The sequence below is a fragment of the Streptomyces sp. NPDC059788 genome (genome assembly GCF_042732265.1).
Classification (GTDB): domain Bacteria; phylum Actinomycetota; class Actinomycetes; order Streptomycetales; family Streptomycetaceae; genus Streptomyces.
This window is the reverse complement of record NZ_JBHWHY010000019.1, coordinates 62,887-84,580: the sequence shown is the minus strand read 5'-3', so window position 1 is coordinate 84,580 and position 21,694 is coordinate 62,887. Positions and strand designations below refer to the sequence as shown.

The 21,694-nt window shown below is 73.6% G+C and carries 17 protein-coding genes and 2 pseudogenes; 12 read left to right on the top strand and 7 right to left on the bottom strand.

All coding sequences use genetic code 11. The features are described 5' to 3' along the window. Positions 1-9: 9 nt before the first annotated feature. From ACFV57_RS18430 to hmgA, 3 genes and pseudogenes are all read right to left on the bottom strand, one after another. Positions 10-2,270 (bottom strand): annotated as a pseudogene (locus tag ACFV57_RS18430) (Tn3 family transposase). Between the two features lie 128 nt (positions 2,271-2,398). Beyond that, positions 2,399-3,148 carry a GntR family transcriptional regulator gene (locus ACFV57_RS18425; protein ID WP_385232763.1) on the bottom strand — a complete coding sequence of 250 codons (750 nt, stop codon included), beginning with the start codon at positions 3,146-3,148 and terminating at the stop codon, positions 2,399-2,401. 36 nt (positions 3,149-3,184) lie between these two features. Further along, the gene (hmgA, locus tag ACFV57_RS18420; RefSeq protein ID WP_385232760.1) at positions 3,185-4,510 is read right to left on the bottom strand and encodes a homogentisate 1,2-dioxygenase; all 1,326 of its coding nucleotides are present in this window, start codon (positions 4,508-4,510) and stop codon (positions 3,185-3,187) included. A gap of 113 nt (positions 4,511-4,623) precedes the next feature. Between hmgA and ACFV57_RS18415 the strand changes: the two genes are divergently transcribed. The 8 genes from ACFV57_RS18415 to ACFV57_RS18380 all read left to right on the top strand — a co-directional run bounded on the left by ACFV57_RS18415 (position 4,624) and on the right by ACFV57_RS18380 (position 13,401). Further along, positions 4,624-5,235, top strand: a complete 612-nt coding sequence (locus ACFV57_RS18415; protein WP_385232757.1) for a TetR family transcriptional regulator — start codon at positions 4,624-4,626, stop codon at positions 5,233-5,235. Between the two features lie 190 nt (positions 5,236-5,425). Continuing rightward, positions 5,426-6,922, top strand: a complete 1,497-nt coding sequence (locus ACFV57_RS18410) for a CitMHS family transporter (RefSeq protein ID WP_385232754.1) — start codon at positions 5,426-5,428, stop codon at positions 6,920-6,922. Between the two features lie 3 nt (positions 6,923-6,925). Continuing rightward, the gene (locus tag ACFV57_RS18405) at positions 6,926-8,251 is read left to right on the top strand and encodes an MFS transporter (protein WP_385232751.1); all 1,326 of its coding nucleotides are present in this window, start codon (positions 6,926-6,928) and stop codon (positions 8,249-8,251) included. Between the two features lie 31 nt (positions 8,252-8,282). Next, positions 8,283-9,098, top strand: coding sequence for a methyltransferase domain-containing protein (locus ACFV57_RS18400; protein WP_385232748.1), 816 nt, complete (start codon positions 8,283-8,285; stop codon positions 9,096-9,098). A gap of 92 nt (positions 9,099-9,190) precedes the next feature. Further along, positions 9,191-10,102, top strand: a complete 912-nt coding sequence (locus ACFV57_RS18395; protein WP_385232745.1) for an NAD(P)-dependent oxidoreductase — start codon at positions 9,191-9,193, stop codon at positions 10,100-10,102. A 134-nt stretch (positions 10,103-10,236) separates the two neighbouring features. Continuing rightward, positions 10,237-11,655, top strand: a complete 1,419-nt coding sequence (locus ACFV57_RS18390) for an aldehyde dehydrogenase family protein (protein WP_385232742.1) — start codon at positions 10,237-10,239, stop codon at positions 11,653-11,655. Positions 11,656-11,710: 55 nt separating this feature from the next. Further along, complete coding sequence (locus ACFV57_RS18385; RefSeq protein WP_385232739.1) at positions 11,711-12,793, top strand: Zn-dependent alcohol dehydrogenase; 1,083 nt, start codon at positions 11,711-11,713, stop codon at positions 12,791-12,793. 149 nt (positions 12,794-12,942) lie between these two features. Continuing rightward, positions 12,943-13,401, top strand: a complete 459-nt coding sequence (locus ACFV57_RS18380; RefSeq protein WP_385232736.1) for a hypothetical protein — start codon at positions 12,943-12,945, stop codon at positions 13,399-13,401. Here the strand turns inward: ACFV57_RS18380 and ACFV57_RS18375 are convergent. Both ACFV57_RS18375 and ACFV57_RS18370 read right to left on the bottom strand, forming a co-directional pair. Further along, entirely contained in the window at positions 13,398-14,426 is a 1,029-nt protein-coding gene (locus tag ACFV57_RS18375; RefSeq protein ID WP_385232733.1) for an urea transporter, read from the bottom strand. The two genes, ACFV57_RS18380 and ACFV57_RS18375, sit on opposite strands and share 4 nt — an antisense overlap. Positions 14,427-14,506: 80 nt before the next feature. Continuing rightward, on the bottom strand, positions 14,507-15,154 hold the full coding sequence (locus tag ACFV57_RS18370; RefSeq protein ID WP_385232730.1) for a TetR/AcrR family transcriptional regulator: 648 nt from the start codon (positions 15,152-15,154) through the stop codon (positions 14,507-14,509). Between the two features lie 104 nt (positions 15,155-15,258). Here ACFV57_RS18370 and ACFV57_RS18365 point away from each other — a divergent pair, with 104 nt between their 5' ends. From ACFV57_RS18365 to soxR, 4 genes and pseudogenes are all read left to right on the top strand, one after another. After that, entirely contained in the window at positions 15,259-16,410 is a 1,152-nt protein-coding gene (locus ACFV57_RS18365; RefSeq protein ID WP_385232727.1) for an acyl-CoA dehydrogenase family protein, read from the top strand. A gap of 138 nt (positions 16,411-16,548) precedes the next feature. Then, a complete protein-coding gene (locus tag ACFV57_RS18360; RefSeq protein ID WP_385232724.1) occupies positions 16,549-17,175 on the top strand; it encodes a TetR/AcrR family transcriptional regulator in 627 nt (208 codons plus the stop codon). 154 nt (positions 17,176-17,329) lie between these two features. Beyond that, entirely contained in the window at positions 17,330-17,791 is a 462-nt protein-coding gene (locus ACFV57_RS18355; RefSeq protein ID WP_385232721.1) for a MaoC family dehydratase, read from the top strand. A 158-nt stretch (positions 17,792-17,949) separates the two neighbouring features. Continuing rightward, positions 17,950-18,438: pseudogene (gene soxR, locus ACFV57_RS18350) on the top strand (redox-sensitive transcriptional activator SoxR); the annotation flags it as partial. Between the two features lie 192 nt (positions 18,439-18,630). Here the strand turns inward: soxR and ACFV57_RS18345 are convergent. Beyond that, positions 18,631-20,073: an amidase gene (locus tag ACFV57_RS18345; protein WP_385232718.1), complete on the bottom strand. Its 1,443-nt coding sequence runs from the start codon at positions 20,071-20,073 to the stop codon at positions 18,631-18,633. A 170-nt stretch (positions 20,074-20,243) separates the two neighbouring features. Then, the gene (locus ACFV57_RS18340; RefSeq protein WP_385232715.1) at positions 20,244-21,680 is read right to left on the bottom strand and encodes an OFA family MFS transporter; all 1,437 of its coding nucleotides are present in this window, start codon (positions 21,678-21,680) and stop codon (positions 20,244-20,246) included. Positions 21,681-21,694 lie beyond the last annotated feature (14 nt).

The window sequence follows — 21,694 nt, the reverse complement described above, 5'->3', positions numbered from 1 at the left end:
CCGGCTCCCTTACGGCTCCACAGTGTCAGGGTCGCGCAGGGGCCGCAGGCCGCCGGGCAGGTCGGGGAGATGGAAGGAGTACCGGCCGAGCATGTTGATGTGGTGCCGCACGAACGGCGAGAGGCGGGCCACGTCCTCGTCACGGACGTCGAAGCCGTCCACCCGCAGCTGGTTCACCGCGGCGTCCATGTACCGGGTGTTGAACAGCACCAGGGCGTTGAGGACAAGGCCCAGGGCGCCGATCTGGTCCTCCATTCCGTCCTGGTAGCGCTGGTAGAGCTGCCCTGAGCGGCCGTGGAAGATCTTCCGAGCGAGGGAGTGGCGGCCCTCCTGAAGGTTGGCCTGGCTCTTGATCTGCCTGCGGTAGCCGGGCTCATCGGCCAAGCGCAGGATGTGGAGGGACTTGGCGATCCGCCCGTAGTGGGCGATCGCGTCGCCGAGCGGGGTCGGTGCCCGTCCCGCGACAGCATCCGGATGACGTCGTACGCGCGCACGGCTCCGGTGTGGATGGAGCCGATGATCCGCAGGATGTCCTCCCAGTGCCGTTCGATACGGGCGAGATCGCCCCGGCCGCGGGCAGCGTCCTGGAAGGCGCCGTAGTCGGCGGTACGGTCGATGCGCCACATCTTCTGGTCCGGCAGGTCGGCGAGCTGCGGGGCGTACGCGAACCCAGCGAGCGTGAGCAGGCCGAAGACGATGTCGCTGTACGAAGCGGTGTCCGTGACGATCATCTGGGGGCGCTTGCCGCCGTCGCGGTCGTAGAGGACGTCCAGCACGTACAGCGAGTCGCGCGGGGTGCCGGCCACCACCTTCCCGCCGAGCCCCGCCGCCTGGTCGTTGATCATGTTCAGCCAGGTCGCGCCGCCCCGGCGCCCGAAGTACTTCGGGTTCGGCCGCGCGTACACCGACGGCACGGGGACGACGAACCTGCGCCCCATCAGGTCTGGCAGTGACTTCAACGCCTTCAGGACCGGCAGGCCCTCCGGGGTAGCGTCGAAGTCGACCACCGTCACCAGGAGCTTCAGGAACGGCCGCACGGTGCCGAACCGGGTGACCAGCTGGGCCCGCCATGCCTCGTCCGCGTCCGAGTCGAGCGGCGGAGTCAGCTCGAACAGCACAGCGATCGCCGACGCCAGCTCGTGCCGGGGCACCACCTGCTCGATCCGCTCCCACATCGCCTCCAGCGTCTCCACCTCGGGCGGGGTGATCTCCCCGGTGTCGGTGTCGACCTGCTCGCTGGTGCTGTCGAACACGATCTGGAACGCGGCGGCCAGCTTCGCCGACGCGCGCTCTACCCGCGGCAGGGTCTTCAGCTTCTCCTTCGCCGTGTCCCGCTCGGCCCTGGCCAGCAGCTTCGTCGCGATCAGCACCTCCAGCAGGTCCAGGGCGTCATCGACCTCCCGGGACGTCAGGTAGACCGCAGTGGCCAGCAGCGTGGCCAGGCGCCGGGAGTCACCGTGCCGCCTGAGCAGCGACGCCTTGCCGTCGATCCCGTACCGGGACAGCTCCGCCAGCCGCCGCGGCGGTATCGCGGACACGTCCACCTCGCCCATCCCGAAGGCCGCGATCTCTCGTGCTCGCTCCAGAGCCCGCTTCATCTGGGACCCGGAGATCCGCACCGGCCCCCGGCGCAGCCGGTCCAGCTCCGAGATCCGGGCGCCTGGCGGAACGGACAACAGCGAGTCCAGCACCGCCTGCTGGCCGGTGCTCAGCAGGCCGTACAGGGTGTCCCACAGGCGGTTGTTCGCCGTCTCCCGAACCGTGCCCACCAGCCGGGCCAGACGGCTCGCCCCGGGCAGCAGCACCCGGCGCTCGCACAGCCACCCGGCCGCTGCGTCGAACAGCGACTTCGGCCCGTCGCCGGTCGTCCAGGCCCGCGCATCCAGCCACTCGCTCAGCTCGTCGCGCACCTCGGCGAAGTCACGCCAGCCTCCGGCCTCCTGGATCTCACCAGCGTGTGTGCGGGCCGTCCCGTCCCGCTCGCCGTACTCCTTCAGGCACGACGCATCCGCAATCCCCAACTGCTCGGCGAGGTACTCGGCGACCTGCACCGGCACCTGCCGCGGGTCCGGCATAAACCAGCCCAGGTAGCGCACGCTCGTCAGCTGGACCGCGAAGCCGAGCCGGTTGTGCGCACGCCGCTTGGCCTGCACTTTCTCCAGATCCGAGTCATCCAGGAAGAAGTACCGCTCCAGCTCCACACGAGACGGCGCTCCGTTGAACGCCGCGTATTGGGCTGCCTGTTGATCAGACAGGAACTCGACTGCCACCCGGTCCTCCGAAGATCGACGATATCGACCCGCGAAGGCTGCGCCGTACGATCAGCCCAGGTCAAAGGGTCAATTGGGGTCGCGAGGGCTCAACGCACGATCTGACATGGATGTTCCTCAACCCCCGCTCAGTGCGCATCGAGGGTGACGGTGAAGGAGAAACGATCGCCCCGGTAGTGGATGCGGGCCACGTCCACCACCCGCCCGTCCTGGTCGTAGGTGATGCCCGTGTAGTGCAGGATCGGGCTGAGCAGCGGCACATGGAGCAGTCGGGCGGTCTCCGGGTCGGCCAGCCGCGCCTCGACCGTGTCCGTGATCCGGCTGATCGCGACGCCCACCGAGTCCCGCAGCACCTTGGTCATCGGCCAGCGCGCCAGGTCCGCGAGATCCACCCGGGCGGCGACGTCCGGGCGCAGGAAATTGACCGCGTGGTTCGTCGGCTCGCCGGTCTTCTCGTCGCTGCGCAGCCTGCGGTACGCGGCCACCTCCACCAGGCCGGGGAAGAACTCCGCCAGTTCGGACGGCACGGCGGCCGGGCCGTGGCCCAGCAGTTCGGTGCGCATACCGGACTGCTGGGCCACGATCGCGTCCACCGAACCGAGCAGCCGCACGGGCGCCCCGCGCCGCGCGCTCGGCTCGATGAACGTGCCGCGCCTGCGGTGCCGGCTGATCAGCCCCTCCGTCTCCAGCTCCTTGAGCGCCTGGCGCATGGTCAGCACGCTCACGCCGTAGTGCGCGGCGAGCGCGTCCTCGGTCGGCAGGCGCAGCGGGGCGCCGGGGGAGCGGCCGAGTATGGACGCGCGCAGCGACTGCGAGACCTGGTACCACAGCGGCAGCTTGCGGTTCAGGTCCAGCGAGTCGGGGGCGAAGGTGGTCACGGACGACTCCCTATCAGGGGCCGGGGCGGTTACCGGTCAGGGACGGAAGTGGCGCTCAAGACCTTGCCACACCTGGTCGTAACCGCTTTGCAGATGGTCGGCGCCGGCCGCCTGCCCGGTGAGCGTGACCGGCCAGCGGGTCTCGAACATGAACGCCAGCCCGTCGTCGATCTTCTGCGGCTTCAGCTCGGCCGCGCTCGCCCGGTCGAAGGTCTCCCGGTCCGGGCCGTGCGCGGACATCATGTTGTGCAGCGAACCGCCGCCCGGTACGAAGCCCTCCGCCTTGGCGTCGTAGGCGCCCTCGACGAGTCCCATGTACTCGCTCATCACGTTCCGGTGGAAGTAGGGCGGCCGGAAGGTGTCCTCGCCGACCAGCCAGCGCGGCGCGAAGACCACGAAGTCCACGCCCGCCAGGCCCGGGGTGTCGGACGGCGAGGTCAGCACGGTGAAGATCGAGGGGTCCGGGTGGTCGTAGCTGATCGAGCCGATGACGTTGAAGCGGCGCAGGTCGTAGACGTAGGGGACGTGGTTGCCGTGCCAGGCCACGACGTCCAGCGGCGAGTGGCCGTACGTCGCCTTCCAGAGGTTGCCGCAGAACTTGTTGACGACCTCGAAGGGGCCCTCCTCGTCCTCGTACGCGGCGGTCGGCGCGAGGAAGTCCCGCGCGTTCGCGAGGCCGTTGGCGCCGATCGGGCCCAGGTCGGGGAGCTGGAAGGGCTGTCCGTAGTTCTCACAGACGTAGCCGCGGGCGGTGGTGTCGAGCAGCTCGACACGGAAGCGGACGCCGCGCGGGATCAGCGCGACGTGTCCCGGTTCGGCGCGCAGCAGGCCCAGTTCGGTGCGGATCAGCAGGCCGCCGTGCTCGGGCACGATCAGCAGTTCGCCGTCCGCGTCGCTGAACACCCGGCGTTCCATGGAGGTGTTGGCGTGGTAGAGGTGGATGGCCATGCCGGTGCGCTGGGTGGCGTCGCCGTTGCCGCCCAGGGTCCACAGACCGGCCAGGAAGTCGGTGGGGGCCTCCGGTGCGGGCAGTGGGTTCCAGCGCAGGCGGTTGGGGTCGGGCGCGGTCTCGGTGAAGGGGGCGCCGTGGACCGCTCCGTTGTCCATCCGCTCGAACGCGGGGTGCGCGGCGGACGGGCGGACGCGGTAGAGCCACGTACGGCGGTTGTGGGCGCGCGGCTCGGTGAAGGCCGAACCGCTCAGCTGCTCCGCGTACAGCCCCAGGGGGGCGCGCTGGGGGGAGTTGCGCCCCACCGGCAGCGCGCCGGTGACCGCCTCGGAGCTGTGCTCGTTGCCGAAGCCCGCGGTGTACGCGAGCCCCTCGGCCGTCTTCCTCGCCCGCTCGTTGCCCGTGCCGGTCATCGCGCGCTCCCGCCGCTCAAGAGAATCCAGCAAATCCTATGGAGGACCTTAGGATTGCGGACCCGGCCCGTCAACGGAGACTCTCGGCCACCTGCCGCGGGCAGGATGCAACCGTGCAGCAGCTCCCCGCGCTCCGGCGTGTACCCGTCCAGCGGCGCAGCGCCGAACGCCTCACCCGCATCCTCGACGCCTGCGCCGGGCTCCTCGACGAGACGGGCTACGACGCGCTGAGCACCCGCGAGGTCGCCCGGCGCGCCGGGGTCCCCATCGGCTCGGTGTACCGCTTCTTCACCGACAAGGGGGCGATGGTGCAGGCGCTGGCCCACCGCAACCTGGCCGTCTACGGCGACCGGATCACCCACCGCCTGGCCGGGGACCCGGCGGGCGGCACCGACTGGCGGCGCGCCATGGACGTCGTCGTCGACGAGTACCTGGCCATGAAGCGCGAGGTGCCGGGCTTCGCGCTGGTGGAGTTCACCGTCCCGGTGCCCCAGGGCACCCGCGAGGCCAACCACCTGGTCGCGGACAGACTGCTCGGCCTGCTGGCCGGGCCGCTGGGGCTCGACCCGGCGGACGGCGCGCTGCGTACGGCGTTCCTCGTCGCGGTGGAGGCGGCCGACGCCCTGCTCCAGCTCGCCTTCCGCACGGACCCCGCCGGCGACCCGGCGATCGTCGCCGAGGCGAAGGTGCTGGTGCGCGCCTATCTGTCGCGGTACCTGGACTGACGCCGGTGGAGGGGCGGACGGCGGGGGACGGGCGCGCCGTGCGCGGCCCGTTGTACGGCCGTCCGGCGCGGCCCGCTGTTTTGCTCGTATTGCTCGCGCGTCAAGACCTTGTTAACGAAAGTTTCGGCCACCTAGCGTCGCCTCGACCGCCGTCCCGGGCGGTGTTCAAAGGTGAACGTGAGGTACCCCCATGCTGACAGTCCTCGGATTCGTCATGATCGCCACCTTCCTGGTGCTGATCATGACGAAGAAGATGTCGCCGATGGCAGCGCTCATCCTGATCCCCGCGCTGTTCTGCGTCCTGGTGGGCAAGGGGGCCCACCTGGGCGACTACGTCCTCAAGGGCGTGGGCGACCTGGCGCCGACCGCCGCGATGCTGATGTTCGCCATCATCTACTTCGGCGTGATGATCGACGTCGGACTCTTCGACCCGGTCGTCCGGGGCATCCTGCGGTTCTGCAAGGCGGACCCGGTACGGGTCGTCGTCGGCACCGCGCTGCTCGCCGCGATCGTCTCGCTCGACGGCGACGGCTCCACCACCTTCATGATCACGGTGTCCGCGCTCTACCCGCTCTACCGCCGCCTGAAGATGAGCCTGGTGGTCATGACGGGCGTCGCCGCCACCGCCAACGGCGTGATGAACACCGTCCCCTGGGGCGGCCCGACCGCCCGCGCCGCCACCGCCCTCAAGCTGGACGCCGGCGACATCTTCGTGCCCATGGTTCCGGCGCTGGCAACGGGGCTGGTCGCGGTGTTCTTGCTGGCGTACGTCCTCGGCCGCCGCGAACGCAAGCGGCTGGGCCTGCTCACGCTCGACGACGCCGGGACCGCCGCGGAGCACGCGGTGCCCCGGCGCACGGAGGGCGAGCCCGTGCTCGCCGCCGCGGCCGGGAACTTCGGCGCCCGAATCCGTACGACCGTCTTCCGTACGGCGGCGCTGCGCACGTCCAAGGCCCGGCCCGCGACGGCGGCCGGCGGCGGAAACGGTACGGCGCTCCCGGAGGCCGGCACCGGCGACGCGCAGGCTCCCGGCACCGGCGACGACTTCCAGGGCCTGGACCCGCACCGCGCCACCCTGCGCCCCGGGCTCTACTGGTTCAACGCCGCACTCACCGTCGCCCTGCTGGTCCTGCTCGTCCTGCAGACGCTGCCCATCCCGGTGCTCTTCCTCCTCGGCGCCGCCACCGCGCTCACCGTCAACTTCCCGCACATGACGGACCAGAAGGCACGGATCGCCGCACACGCCGAGAACGTCCTGAACGTCTCCGGCATGGTCTTCGCCGCCGCCGTCTTCACCGGCGTCCTGACCGGCACCGGCATGGTCGAGCACATGGCCCGCTGGCTCGTCGACGGCATCCCCGACGCACTCGGCCCGCACATGGGCCTCGTCACCGGCGTCCTGAGCATCCCGCTCACGTACTTCATGTCCAACGACGGCTTCTACTTCGGCATCGTCCCGATCCTCGCCGAGGCGGGCGCCGCACACGGCGTGGGCGCCCTGGAGATCGCCCGCGCCTCCCTCGTCGGCCAGGCCCTGCACATGTCCAGCCCGCTCGTGCCCGCCGTCTACGTCCTGGTCGGCATGGCGAAGGTGGAGTTCGGCGACCACACCCGGTTCACCGTGAAATGGGCGGTGCTGACCTCCCTGGTCGTCCTGGCCGCCGGCCTGCTGTACGGGATCATCTGACCCGTGGGCACCTCGACGCCCGGCCGGGGCTGGCTGCTGCGCCTCGTCGTCACGTTCTCCTTCGCCCAGGCGGCGGTGAGCATGGCCCGGCCCGCCGTCTCCTACCGGGCGCTGGCGCTGGGCGCCGACGAGCGGGCGATCGGCGTGATCACGGCGGTGTACGCGCTGCTGCCGCTGCTGGTGGCCGTGCCGCTCGGCCGCCGCACCGACCACGGCCGCTGCGCCCCGCTGCTCGTCGTCGGCGTCGCGCTGATCGCCGGCGGCTGCGCGCTGAGCGGTGTGGCGGGCTCGCTGCCGGCCATGGCCGCCTGGAGCGGGGTGATGGGCCTGGGCCACCTGTGCTTCGTCATCGGCGCCCAGTCCATCGTCGCCCGCCGCAGCGCCCCCGACGAACGCGACCGCAATTTCGGCCACTTCACCATCGGCGCCTCCCTCGGCCAGCTCGTCGGCCCGGTCGCCGCCGGGCTCGTCGTCTCCGAGCACGACGGCGCGATGGCACCCACCAGCGCCACCGCCCTCCTGGTCGCCGGGGCCCTCGCCGCCTTCTCCTACGCGTCCCTGTGGCGCCTGGAACAGCAGCCGGCGCGGGGCGCGACCGACGCCCCGGGGGCCGCGCGGGACCGTACGGCACCGGCGGAACGCAGCTCCGTACGGGGCATCCTGCGCACCCGCGGCGTCGCGGCCGGAATCTTCATGAGCCTCGCGGTGCTCTCCGCGACCGACATCCTCACCGCCTACCTCCCCGTCGTCGGCGAGGACCGCGGCATCGCGCCCGCCACCGTCGGGCTGCTGCTCAGCCTGCGCGCGGCGGCCACGGTCGCCTGCCGGCTGGTCATGACGCCCATGATCCGCCTGCTCGGGCGCACGCCCCTGATGGTGGGCAGCTGCGCCCTGGCGGGGCTGCTCTGCGCCGGGCCGGCGCTGCCCGCACCCGTCTGGGCGCTGGCCGCGATGCTCGCCGTACTGGGCTTCTGCCTCGGCGTCGGACAGCCGCTGTCGATGACCACGGTCGTCCAGGCCGCCCCGGACGCGGCCCGCAGCACGGCGCTCGCGCTGCGCCTGACCGGCAACCGCCTCGGCCAGGTCGCGGCCCCCGCGACGGCGGGCGCGCTGGCCGGGCTGGCCGGTACGGCCGCGCCGTTCGCGATGCTCGGCGTCCTGCTCCTGGCCTCGGCGGCCGTGGCCGCCCGCCCGGCGCGCAAGGCCCCCGGCCCGCCGCCCCCGAAAAGCACCGCCGGCGACCCGCAGCGCCCCGACGAGCCACCGGCGCCGCCCCCCGCCGTACGCCCCGGACCGGCCTGCGGCGGCGGAACCCGCGCCACCCGGTGATGCCGGCCGGACACCGCACTATCGTGGCCCCGTGCCGAACCCGTCGCTCGAACGGTTCTTCAACGAACTCGCCGCGACCTACGACCTGTTGTACCCCGACTGGTCCGCCGCGGTGGCCCAGCAGGGGCGCGCCCTCGACGCGTACGTACGGGACGCGCTCGGCGACCGGCCGCACACCCTCCTCGACTGCGCCTGCGGCATCGGCACCCAGGCCATCGGCCTGGCCGCGGCCGGGCACGCCGTCACCGGCACGGACCTGAGCCCGGTCGCGGCGGCCCGTGCGAGCGCCGAGGCCGCCGCCCGGGGCCTGCGCCTGCCGACGGCCGCCGCCGACATGCGCAGGCTGCCCTTCCCCGACGGCCGGTTCGACGCGGTGGTGTGCGCCGACAACTCGCTGGCCCACCTGATCACGCCCGACGGCATACGGACGGCCCTCGCCGCCATGCGGCGGGTGCTGCGGCCCGGCGGGCAGCTCCTGCTCGGGATGCGCGCGTACGAGGACGCCCGCCGCGAGCGCCGCGAGGTGCTGCCCGCCCGCGTCACCCGCATGCCGGACGGCGGCCGGGCGGTCACGCTGCAACTGTGGGAGTGGCACGAGGACGGCGAGCACTACGACTTCGACCTGATCCAGCTGCTGCCGCGCGGCGACACCTGGGAGGTGCGCAGCCGGCGGGCCACCTCGTGGGCCCTGACCAGGGAACAGGTCCGGGGCTTCGTCACGGCCGCCGGGTTCGAACGCCTCGCGTGGCACGAGCCGGCGGAGGGCGGCTACTTCCAGCCGTTGCTGACGGCCCGGCGCCCGGCTGCGGACGCCCTTCAGGCAGTCCCCGAAGCGCATCCGAAGTGAACCCGAAGCGATCCATAAGCGCTGCTCGGCAGGGTGGTGGCACCAGACGGGCCCGGCAGCGGGCCGGCCCGCCGAACCGTTGGAGCGCATCCATGGCAGCCACCCCCACCACCCCGCCCGCCGGCTCCGGCAGGACCCCGGTGACCGTACTCGGCCTCGGCGCCATGGGCCGGGCACTGGCCGGCGCCTTCCTCGGGGCCGGACACCCCACCACCGTATGGAACCGCTCCGGGCACAAGGCCGACGAGCTGGTCGCCCGCGGCGCCGTACGGGCCGGGAGCGTCACCGAGGCGGTGACCGCCAGTCCACTGATCGTCGTCTGCGTCGTGGACTACGAGGTCAGCCACCGCATCCTGGAGCCGGCCGGCGCCGACCTGGCCGGGCGGGTGCTGGTCAACCTCACCTCCGACACCCCGGTACGCTCCCGGCGCGCCGCCGAGTGGGCCGCCGGGCACGGCGTCGACTACCTGGACGGCGCGATCATGGTGCCGACGCCGGTCATCGGCACGCCCGGGGCGACGGTCCTCTACAGCGGCTCGCGGCGGGCCTTCGACACGTACCAGGAGACGCTGAAGGCGCTGGGCGGCAAGGCGCCGTTCCTGGGCACGGACCACGGTGTCGCGGCGGTCTACGACCTGGCGATGCTGAGCTTCTTCTACTCCGGCATGGCGGGCCTCGCGCACGCCTTCACACTGGCCGGGGAGGAGGGCGTCCCGGCCACGGACCTGGCCCCGTTCCTGGACGTGATCACGGGCATCTTCCCGCCGATCGCGAAGGGCATGGCCGGCGACCTGGCCGGCGGGCGGCTCGACGGCGCGGGGGAGGGCAGCATCGTCATGGAGGCGGCGGGCATCGCGCACATCGTCGAGGCGTCCCGGGACCGCGGCGTCAACACCGATGTGCTCGACGCGCTCAAGTCGCTGATGGACCGCACGATCGCCGCCGGACACGGCGCATCGGAGTTCGTGCGGGTGACGGAGGCGATGCGGGGGGCGTACGCCTGAGGCGTACGGGGGCCGTGGGGCGGCGCGAGGTGGCCGGGGAGGGGGCTGGCGGCCAAAAACTACCACCGCTAGTTTGGGGGCGGCGAGTACCTTCGGGGCTCACGGGACCGCAGCCGGCGTGGGAGGGCGACGACGTGAAGCAGCACGACGCTATGTACATCGACGGGAGCTGGCGGCCCGCGGCCGGGCCGGACGCCATCGAGGTCGTCAACCCCGCCGACGAACGGGTCATCGCGACCGTCCCCGCCGGTACCGCCGAGGACGTGGACGCGGCGGTACGGGCCGCCCGCGCCGCCCTGCCCGCCTGGTCCCGCACCGCGCCCGCCGAGCGCGCCGCCCGGCTGACCGCGCTGCGCGACCAGCTCGCCGGGCGCGCCGGGGAGATCGCCGGGACGATCACCGCCGAGCTGGGCGCGCCGCTGGCGTTCAGCAAGGCGGTACAGGCCGCCGTCCCGGTCAAGGTGGCCGGCTCGTACGCCGAACTGGCCGCCACCCACCCCTTCGAGGAGAAGATCCGCAACTCCACCGTCCTGCACGAACCGGCCGGCGTCGTCGGCGCCATCACCCCCTGGAACTACCCCCTCCACCAGATCGTCGCCAAGGTCGCCCCGGCACTGGCGGCGGGCTGCACGATCGTCCTCAAGCCCGCCGAGAACACCCCGCTGACCGCCCAGCTCTTCGCCGAGTGCGCGGACGCGGCGGGCCTGCCGCCCGGTGTGTTCAACCTCGTCACCGGCCTGGGCCCGGTCGCCGGGCAGGCGCTGGCCGAACACCCGGACGTGGACCTGGTCTCCTTCACCGGCTCCACCGCCGTCGGCAGGAAGATCGGCGCCATCGCCGGCGCCGCCGTCAAGCGCTGCGCCCTCGAACTCGGCGGCAAATCCGCCAACGTCGTGCTGCCCAGCGCCGACCTCGGCAAGGCCGTCGGCGTCAACATCGCCAACGTCATGGCCAACTCCGGCCAGACGTGCAGCGCCTGGACCCGCATGCTGGTCCCCGCCGACCGGTACGACGAAGCGCTGGAACTGGCCGCGGCGGCCATCGCCAAGTACGTGCCGGGCGACCCGCTGGACGGCGCCAGCCGCCTCGGCCCGGTCGTCAGCGCCAAGCAGCGCGACCGGGTCCGCGGCTACATCGAGCGCGGCATCGAGGAGGGCGCCCGGGTCGTCGCGGGCGGCCCGGAGGCCCCCGAAGGGCGCGAGCGCGGCTACTATGTCCGCCCGACGCTCTTCGCCGACGTCACGCCGGACATGACCATCGCGCAGGAGGAGATCTTCGGCCCGGTCGTCGCGGTCCTGCCGTACGCGGACGAGGAGGAGGCCGTACGGATCGCCAACGGCACGGTCTACGGCCTGGCGGGCGCGGTCTGGGCCGGTGACGAGGAGGAGGCGGTCGCCTTCGCGCGGCGCCTGGACACCGGACAGGTCGACATCAACGGCGGGCGCTTCAACCCGCTCGCGCCGTTCGGCGGCTACAAGCAGTCCGGCATCGGCCGGGAGCTGGGACCCCACGGCCTGGGCGAATACCTCCAGACCAAGTCCCTCCAGCTCTGAACGGCCGTCCGCCCCAGCCCCCGCCGTCCGGGAAAACCGAAGGAGCCACGCCCGCATGACCCGTGCCGCCGTACTGACCGCCGTGGGTGCCCCGCTGGAGGTCGCCGAGATCGAACTGCCCGGACCCGGGCCGGGCCAGGTGCGCGTGCGCCTGGCGGCGGCCGGCGTCTGCCACTCCGACCTGTCGCTGTCCGACGGGACGCTGCGGCAGCCCGCGCCCGCCGTCCTCGGGCACGAGGGCGCGGGCACCGTCACCGCCGTCGGTCCGGGCGTCAGCGCCCTGGCCCCGGGCGACCAGGTCGTCCTGAACTGGGCCCCCTCCTGCGGGAACTGCCACTTCTGCGGGCTGGCCGAACCCTGGCTGTGCGCGGACTCCGGGGCCGCGGCGGGCACTCCGTACGCCCGGCTGGCCGCCGACGGCACCGACCTCTACCCGGGCCTGGGCACCGCGGTCTTCGCCGAGGAGACAGTCGTCCCGGCCCGCGCGGCGCTGCCGCTGCCGGCCGGTGTGCCGCTCACCGACGCGGCCCTGCTGGGCTGCGCGGTGCTGACCGGATGGGGCGCCGTGCACCACAGCGCACGGGTCCGGGCGGGGGAGTCGGTCGCGGTGTTCGGCGCGGGCGGCGTGGGCCTGGCCACCCTCCAGGCCGCGCGGATCGCGGGCGCGGGCCCGATCGTGGCCGTGGACGTGTCCCCGGCGAAGGAGGAGCTGGCCCGCGCCGCGGGCGCCACCGAGTTCCTCGTCGCGTCGGACGGCACCGCCAAGCGCATCCGCGAGCTCACCGGCGGGCACGGCGCGGACGTCGCGATCGAGTGCGTCGGCCGGGCGGAGACGATCCGTACGGCCTGGTCGTCCACCCGGCGCGGCGGGCGCACCACCGTCGTCGGCATCGGCGGCCAGGACCAGCAGGTCACCTTCTCCGCCCTGGAACTGTTCTACTTCGGCCGTACGCTGTCCGGCTGCGTCTACGGCAACAGCGACCCGGCCGCGGACCTGCCGCGCATCGCCGAACACGTACGCAGCGGAGCGCTCGACCTGTCCGGCATGGTCACCGAGCACATCGGCCTCGAAGGCATCCCCGCCGCCTTCCAGGCGATGCGGGAGGGCAAGGGGGGCCGCGCCCTGGTCGTCTTCTGAGCCCCGGGGGCGCGCCCCGGCGCACCGGCGGTCATCGGCTCCATGACCTGGGAGGTCATTGAGGCCCTGCCCCCGGCACGGCATCGTCGGCGGTGACCGGGTATCCCGGGCCGCTCCGGCCGGGCCCGCCCACGGAGGAGGAGACGCGTATGAGCACGAGCACCACGACGGGCGCCACGACCGGCGTCGCGGCCCGTTCCGCGCCGCCGGCCGGGGCGGAGCCGCTGCGCAGGGTCCTGCTGATCGACAGCTGGAGCACCTTCGCCTTCGGCGTCGTGCTGCTGGCCGGGGGCGGGCTGCTCAGCGAGCCGCTGGGCCTGCCGGTCTCCTGGTCGGTCCCCTTCGGCATCGCCATGCTGGGCGGCGCCGCGGCTCTCGCCCTGATCGCGGGCTACCCGCGCGTGCCCACGGGGCCGGCTGTGGCCGTCGTGGCGGGCAACGCGCTGTCCTGCGTGGCGATGCTCGTTCTGGCCTTCTCCGGGCTGCTGCCGCTCACCGGTCTGGGCAGCGTGTTCCTGGCGATCGGCGCGGTGGTGGTGGCGGTGTTCGCGGTGCTGGAGTTCGTGGGGCTACGGCGGTACCTGGGCGCGGGGGCGCGACAGCGCTAGGAGGACGCCCTCTCCGCGGCTGTCGCTTCGGCGGCAGCCGTCGGCGCCCCGGCCGTCCGCAGGCGCGGGAACGCCGGGGCCGCCGCCAGGAAGACCAGGGTGGTCAGGACGAACGGCCAGGTGAAGGCGTGGCCGCCGGACGGGGCGGTGAGGGCGGCCACGGCCGGGGTCAGGACCGTAGCGGCAGCCGCCCCCGTCACCGCGTACGCCGCGCTCCACCGGCCCGTCCTCAGGAACACCCCGCACAGCGCCATCGCGACCAGCACGGCGTTGTAGCCCGCCGCGCCGGACGCGAGCTGTGCCGCCGGCGCGCCCAGCGCCCACGCGGTGCCGGTGCCGGTCACGCTGCCCAGGCACGCCATCGCCCCGGCCGTCCGGCTCGCGGCGAAGATCCCGGCGAGGAAGAGCGCGCCGACGTACCACTGCGGCATGAAGAAGACCTGGGCGACGTTGGCGAACAGCGCGTGCCACACGTCGGTGAACGACAGCCCGGACGGCGGTCCGCCGGGCCGCGGCAGGGCCGCCGGGCCCGCGCCCTGGTGCCACAGGCGCGCGAAGCCCGGCGCGCCGGTCGTCAGCGCGCTCGCCACCAGGCAGAACGGGAGGGTGAGCGTCGGCAGCCGCCAGGTGCCCAGGACGCGCCCGACGGCAGCGGTGACGACCGTGACCACCGCGCCGCCACCGGCCGCGACCAGCGCGGTGGACAGGTGCCCCGGGCCGAGGAAGACGGCCGAACCGACGGCCACCAGACACGCGTTGAAGCCTTCGAGGCCCGCGGCGATCCGGTCGCGGTCCACGCCGAGCAGGTGCGCGGTGGCCGTGCCCGCCGCGGTGCCGAGGAGCCCGTACAGGCCGTACGCCCAGCCCGCGGCGCACAGCGCCAGCGAGAAGAACGCGCCGGTGACCGCGCTCGGCAGGAAGTCGACCTGGGCCTGGCCGCGCAGTACGTGTACGGCGTGCCGGGCCCAGCGGTGCCGTGTCATGGGGGCGCCGCGGCCCCGTAGCGCGGCGATCGGATCACGCACGTCGTCCTCCTCAGGCAGGCGGCGCACGTCGCGGGCAGCGTGCGCCGCGCCGGGACCACCCGGGCGGATGTACCTTACAGCTACATGTGGGGCGGCGGGGCGGATTCCGGGTGGCGCAGCGCCAGCCCGTCGACCAGCGCCAGCAGGCCCGTCTCGAACGCGCCCTCGTCGACCTGCTGCTGGTGCTCGGCGAGCAGATGCGCCTGCCCCAGGTGGGGGTAGTCGGCCGGGTCGTAGGCGCCCGGGTCGTCCACGAAGCCGCGCGCGAAGGAGCCCAGCGCGGAGCCCGCGACGAAGTAGCGGACCATGGCGCAGATCCGGGTCGCCTGGGCGGGCGGCCAGCCGGCCTCCACCATGCCGCCGAAGGCCGCGTCCGCCATCTTCAGGCCGGCCGGGCGGCGGCCGGGGCCCTGGGCGAGGAAGGGCACGATGTTCGGGTGCGCGGCGAGCGCCGCGCGGTAGGAGCGGGCCCAGCCCAGCAGGCCGGTCCGCCAGTTCGCGCCGGCGCCGAAGGCGGAGACGTCCACCTCGGAGATCACCGTGTCGGCGACCGCGTCCAGGATCTCGTCCTTGGTCGTGAAGTGGTTGTACAGGGACGGCCCGCTGACGCCCAGTTCGGCGGCGAGCCGCCGGGTGGACAGGGCCGCCAGGCCCTCCGCGTCGATGAGCGCGAGCGCCGTGGTGACGATGCGCTCCCGGCTCAGCAGGGGCTTGCGGGGTCGGGCCATGGCGCACATAGTAGAGGCCGCCGCCCAAAAACTAGCAGCGGTAGTTAATGGCGCGCCCGGCCGTCCCGGGCCGCCCGGCTGCCGTCACTTCGCAAGGGGCCTTGATGAACCTGGAACTCAGCGAGGAGCAGACTGCCGTCCGGCAGCTCGCCAAGGACTTCGTCGACCGCGAGATCACCCCGCACGCCGCCGCCTGGGACCGGGCCGAGCGGGTCGACCGGGGCATCGTGAAGAAACTCGGCGGGCTGGGCTTCCTCGGCCTGACGATCCCCGAGCAGTACGGCGGCTGCGGCGGCGACCACCTCGCGTACGCGCTGGTGACCGAGGAGCTGGGCCGCGGCGATTCCGCGGTGCGCGGCATCGTCTCCGTATCGCTGGGCCTGGTCGCCAAGACCGTCGCGGCCTGGGGCGACGAGGAGCAGAAGCGGCGGTGGCTGCCCCCGCTGACCTCCGGCGAGGCCATCGGCTGCTTCGGCCTCACCGAACCCGGCACCGGTTCGGACGCGGGCAACCTCGCCACCCGCGCCGTGCGGGACGGCGGTCACTACGTCATCAACGGCAGCAAGATGTTCATCACCAACGGCACCTGGGCCGACGTGGTGCTGCTCTTCGCGCGCACCGGCGACATGCCGGGCCACAAGGGCGTCAGCGCCTTCCTCGTCCCCACGGACACCCCCGGCCTGGAGCGCCGGGAGATCCACGGCAAGCTGGGGCTGCGCGGCCAGGCCACCGCGGAACTGGTGCTCCAGGACGTACGGGTGCCCGCCGACGCCCTGCTGGCCCCGGAGGGGAAAGGTTTCTCCGTCGCGATGTCGGCGCTGGCCAAGGGCCGGATGTCGGTCGCCGCCGGCTGCGTGGGCATCGCGCAGGCCGCACTGGACGCCGCCGTCGGCTACGCCACGGAGCGCGAGCAGTTCGGCCGGACCATCGCCCACCACCAGCTGGTGCAGGAGCTGATCACCGACATCGCCGTGGACGTGGACGCCGCCCGCCTGCTCACCTGGCGGGTCGCCGACCTGATCGACCGCGGCGAACCGTTCGTCACCGAGGCGTCCAAGGCGAAGCTGTTCGCCTCCGAGGCGGCGGTGCGCGCCGCGAACAACGCGCTCCAGGTCTTCGGCGGCTACGGCTACATCGACGAGTACCCGGTCGGCAAGCTGCTGCGCGACGCCCGGGTGATGACGCTGTACGAAGGCACCAGCCAGATCCAGAAGCTGGTCATCGGGCGGGCGCTCACGGGGGTGTCGGCGTTCTGAGGCGGCCGGCGCCCCCCGGCTCCGCGCCCCTGGCCCCGTGCGGCGTGCCCCGGTGGCTCTAAGCGCTTGCTCACCGGCGGGGTAAGGTGTTCGGTCCGTCGCGGATGGCCCGCGGCGGGCCGAGGATCGGGGTACGCGATGGTCACGGAGGCGGAGCGGGCGGACGGCCCGGCGGGGGACTGGGCCGACGTGTCCCCGGAGGCGGCCCGCCGCCTGGTCGGCGCCGCCGTCCAGGCGTTCGCCGAGCGCGGCTACCACGCGACCACCACCCGGGACATCGCGGGCCGGGCCGGCATGAGCCCCGCCGCGCTCTACATCCACTACAAGACCAAGGAAGAACTGCTCTTCCGGATCAGCGGCATCGGCCACGAGAAGGCCCTGCGGATCATGGAGGAGGCGGCCGGCGCCGACGGCACCCCCGCCGAACGGCTCGGCGCCGCCGTACGTACCTTCGCGCGCTGGCACGCGCGGCACCACACCACCGCCCGGGTCATCCAGTACGAGCTGCAGGCGCTGAGCGAGGAGCACTACACGCACGTCGCCGGCCTGCGGCGGCGCACCGACCGCTCGCTGCGCGGCATCATCCAGGACGGTGCCGACGCGGGGGATTTCACGGTCGGCGACGTGCCGGGCACCACCCTCGCGGTGCTGTCGCTGTGCGTGGACGTGGCCCGCTGGTTCTCCGCCGAGGGGGCCCGTACGCCCGAGGAGGTGGGCGACCTGTACGCCGACCTCGTCCTGCGCATGGTGGGCGCGCGGCCGTGAGCGCACCGGGTCCGGTGGGGGCCGGGGCCGCGCGCCGGGGGCGGAGGGGGCCGGGAGGGCATTGACAGGGCCGGGCCCGCCGCACATCCTGAGCAAGCGCTTAGTCGGCGGACGTGACGGTCCGCGCCTGCGGAGCCTGAGGAGGCATACGGACATGGCAGAGCCCCGGGTGTTCGGCTCGCTCGACGAACTGCACAACGCGGTCGGCGAGGACCTCGGCACCAGCGACTGGCTGGAGATCGACCAGAAGCGGATCGACCTGTTCGCCGACGCCACCGGTGACCACCAGTGGATTCACGTCGATCCGGAGCGGGCCGCCTCGGGGCCGTTCGGCACCACCATCGCGCACGGCTATCTGACGCTGGCGCTGCTGCCCGCGCTCGTACCGCAGCTGCTGCGGGTCGACAACGTCAAGATGGGCATCAACTACGGCGTGGACAAGGTCCGGTTCCCCGCGACCGTCCCGGTCGGCTCGCGGCTGCGCGCGACGGCCAGGATCGCGGGCGTGACGGAGGTGCCCGGCGGCGTGCAGCTCGCGACGACGGTGACCGTCGAGCGCGAGGGCGGCGAGAAGCCGGTCTGCGTCGCCGAGACGCTCAGCCGCTTCTACCTGTGACCGGGGCCGCCGCCGCGCGGTGACCGGAGTGCGCAGCCCTGTGGCGGACGGAGTCCGGCGCCGCGGCTGCGCCCGCGCTCCGCGCCCGGCCCCGGCCGCCCCCGGTCCGGGCGCATCCCCGCAGCCCACCGGGCGTGCCCCCGGATAGGGTTGGGGTCGTGCCTCAGCTTCCTTACAAGGTCCACGAGCTCACGGTCGGCCAGCTCTCCGCGCGTAGCGGCGCGGCGGTGTCCGCCCTGCACTTCTACGAGTCCAAGGGCCTGATCAGCAGCACCCGGACCGCGGGCAACCAGCGCCGCTACACCCGCGACGCGCTGCGCCGGGTCGCTTTCGTGCGCGCCGCCCAGCGGGTCGGCATCCCGCTCGCCGTCATCCGCGACGCGCTCGCCGAACTGCCCGACGAGCGCACCCCCAACCGGGACGACTGGGCCCGGCTCTCCGAGGTCTGGCGCGAGGAGCTGGAGGAGCGCATCACCCAGCTCGTCGAGCTCCGCGACCGGCTGACCGACTGCATCGGCTGCGGCTGCCTGTCCCTGCAGAACTGCGCGCTGTCGAACCCGTACGACCAGCTCGGCGAGCAGGGGGCGGGCGCGCGGCGGCTGCGCGTGGACCGGGTCGGCGGGCCGTCCCGGGCGCGCGGCGGCACGACGGGCGCCGACGGCCGCGCCTCCGGGGCCGATGCGCGGGACGACCGCTGTGAGTCCGGCGCGGAGGCGTCCGCCACGGACGGGCGCTGCGGCAGCGGTACCGGGACGTCGGGCGCGCGGGACGAGGAACGCCGTACCGCCGGGCGGGCCGGTGACCGCCGTACCGCCCGGCGGGGCGCGGAGCGCTGAGGATCACCACACGTCGGGCTTGCGGTGGGCCCACGGACGGGCCTCCTCCAGCTGCGCGGAAAGCGCGATGAGCGTCGCGTCCTCGCCGTAACGGCCGCCGAGCATGACGCCGATCGGCAGGCCCGCCGCGTTCCAGTGCAGCGGCACATTCACTGCGGGCTGGCCGGTGGCGTTGTACAGCGGCGTGAACGGGGTGAAGGCGCCGACGGCGGCGAACTCGGCCTGCGGGTCCGCGTCGTTGCGCAGCCCGCCCACGCGCGGCGGCGGCTGCGCGACCGTCGGGGTCAGCACCACGTCGAAGCCGCCGTCCCGCGGCATCACCCCGTCGGCGACCAGCTGCCCCAGCATCCGGAACGCGTACAGCGAGCGGGCGTACTCGACGGCCGAGATCTCCGCGCCGCGCCCGCGCAGGTAGCGGGTCAGCGGCATCAGCTCCGCCTCCCGCTCCGGCGGCACCGGGCGGGAGGCGGCGATCACCGACCAGACGCGGGTGAAGGCGTGGCGGGAGCTGTCGTCGGCGGGCAGCGTCAGCTCGTCCACCTCGTGCCCGAGACCGGCCAGGAGCGCGGCGGTCTCCGTAGCGGCGGCCTTGCACTCCGGGTGCACCTCGATGCCGGGGAAAGGCACGTCGGTCAGCAGGCCGACGCGCAGCCGCCCGGGGGCGCGCCGGGCGTGGCCGGCGTAGGTCTCGCCGGGCGGCAGCGCGGGCGCCGCGTACGGGGCGCCGGGCATCGGGCCGGCCATCGCGTCCAGCAGCGTGGCGGCGTCCGCGACCGTACGGGCGAGCGGGCCGGACGTCCCCAGGCCCGTGACGTCGTGGAGCACCGGGCCGGCGCTGATCAGGCCGCGGCTCGGCTTGATGCCGTACAGCCCGCAGAGCGCGGCGGGGATACGGATGGACCCGCCGCCGTCGCTGCCGTGCGCCACGGGCGCCAGCCCGCCGGCCACCGCGGCGGCGGCCCCGCCGCTCGAACCGCCCGCCATGCGCTCCAGGTCCCACGGCGTACGGGCGGGCGGCGCGAGCAGGTTCTCCGTGTAGCAGGGCAGGCCGAATTCGGGGGTGTTGGTCTTGCCGAGCAGGATCGTGCCTGCCCGGCGCAGCCTGGTGACGATGTGGTCGTCCACCTGCGCCACGTTGTCGGCCAGCGCCCGCGAGCCCATCGTGCAGCGCACGCCGGCCACCTGGTTGAGGTCCTTGACCGGGACGGGCACGCCGTGCAGCGGCGGCAGCGCGCGGCCCTCGCGGCGCGCGGCCACGGCCTCGTCCGCCGCGGCGGCGGCCTGCTTGCGGGCGAGGTCGGGGGTACGGGTGAGGAACGCGCCGAGGGTGGCGTCCAGTTCCCCGGCGCGGGCGAGGTAGTGCTCGGTGATCTCGACGGGGGACAGTTCGCCGGTCCGCACCCCCGCGGCCTGCTCCAGAGCGGTCAGATCGTGCAGCTCGGCCATGGACGTCCGCCTTCGCGTGTGCCGGGGTCGGGTGGTCTGGTACGCCGGGCCCGTTTTCTCTCAGCCCGTGAAGAGTTGTCTCAGTTTGAGGGCCAGTTCGTAAAGGCCGTACGCGAACGGCAGGCCCACCCACAGCCAGGCCAGGACGAGCAGGGCGGTGCGCCGGGCGGTCACGGGGCGGCTCCCTTCGGGGCGGTGCGGGCGGTGTCGGCCGGGCGGGCCGCGGCCGGTGGTTCGTGGTGGCGGGGGTGCACGGGCCGCACCAGTTCGTTGGCGGCGAACCCGACGACCAGCAGGCCGATCATGATGAGGAACGAGGTCGTGTACAGGTCGGAGCCGGTGTGCCCGGCGGAGCGGCGCGCGTCCGCGACGGCGTTGACGATCAGCGGCCCCAGCACACCCGCGGTGGACCAGGCGGTGAGCAGCCGGCCGTGGATCGCGCCGACCTGATACGTGCCGAACAGATCCTTCAAGTAGGCCGGCACGGTGGCGAAACCGCCGCCGTAGAAGGAGAGGACGACCGCGGCGCAGCCGATGAACAGCGGTTTGGAGGAGTCCCCGGCCAGCGCGACGAGCAGGTACATCAGCGCGCCGACGCCCAGGTAGAGGCGGTAGACCTGCTTGCGGCCCGCCAGATCGGAGGTGGCCGACCAGACGATCCGGCCGAGCATGTTGGCGAGCGAGAGCAGGCCGACGAAGCCCGCGGCGGCCGACGCGCTCACCGGCGCGGAACTGCCCGCGAAGAAGTCGGAGACCATCGGCGCGGCCTTCTCCAGGATGCCGATACCCGCCGTGACGTTCGTGCACAGAACCACCCACAGACACCAGAACTGCGGGGTGCGCAGGGCGTTACGGGCGGAGACCTGTGCGGTGGTGACCAGCGGGCGGGGCGCGTCCGCACGGCGCGCGGGCGGGGCGCCGTCCGCGCCGGTGGTGTCCGGGGCGGGAGCGCCCGCGCCGGGTGCATTCGGGCCGGGCGCGTCCGCGCCGGTGGGCGGGACCCGTACCAGGAGGACGCCGAGCGTCATGAAGACGGCGTACGCCAGTCCCATGACGAGGAACGTACGGGCGATGCCGGAGGTGTCGGTGCCCAGGGCGTCCAGCAGCGCGGCGGACCACGGCGAGGCGATCAGGGCGCCGCCGCCGAAGCCCATGATGGCGATGCCGGTGGCCGTGCCGGGGCGGTCGGGGAACCACTTCAGGAGCGTCGAGACAGGGGAGATGTAGCCGATGCCGAGACCGATGCCGCCGATGAAGCCGTAGCCGAGGACGACGAGCCAGTACTGCCGGGTGGCCGCGCCGAGCGCCGCGACCAGGAAGCCGGCGCAGAAGCAGACGGCCGAGACGGTCATCGCCCAGCGCGGCCCGTTGCGCTCGACGAGGGTGCCGCCGAAGGCGGCGGACAGCCCCAGCATCACGATGGCGAGCTGGAAGGGGAGCGCGGAGGCCGTGCCGGACAGCCCGAGCGAGGCTTCCAAGGGCGGCTTGAACACGCTCCAGGCGTAGGCCTGTCCGATGGCGAGGTGGATGGACAGCGCAGCGGGCGGCACGAGCCAGCGGCTCCACCCAGGCGGCGCTACGGTACGGGAACGGGCGGGCGCGCGCATGAAGCGGAACGTAC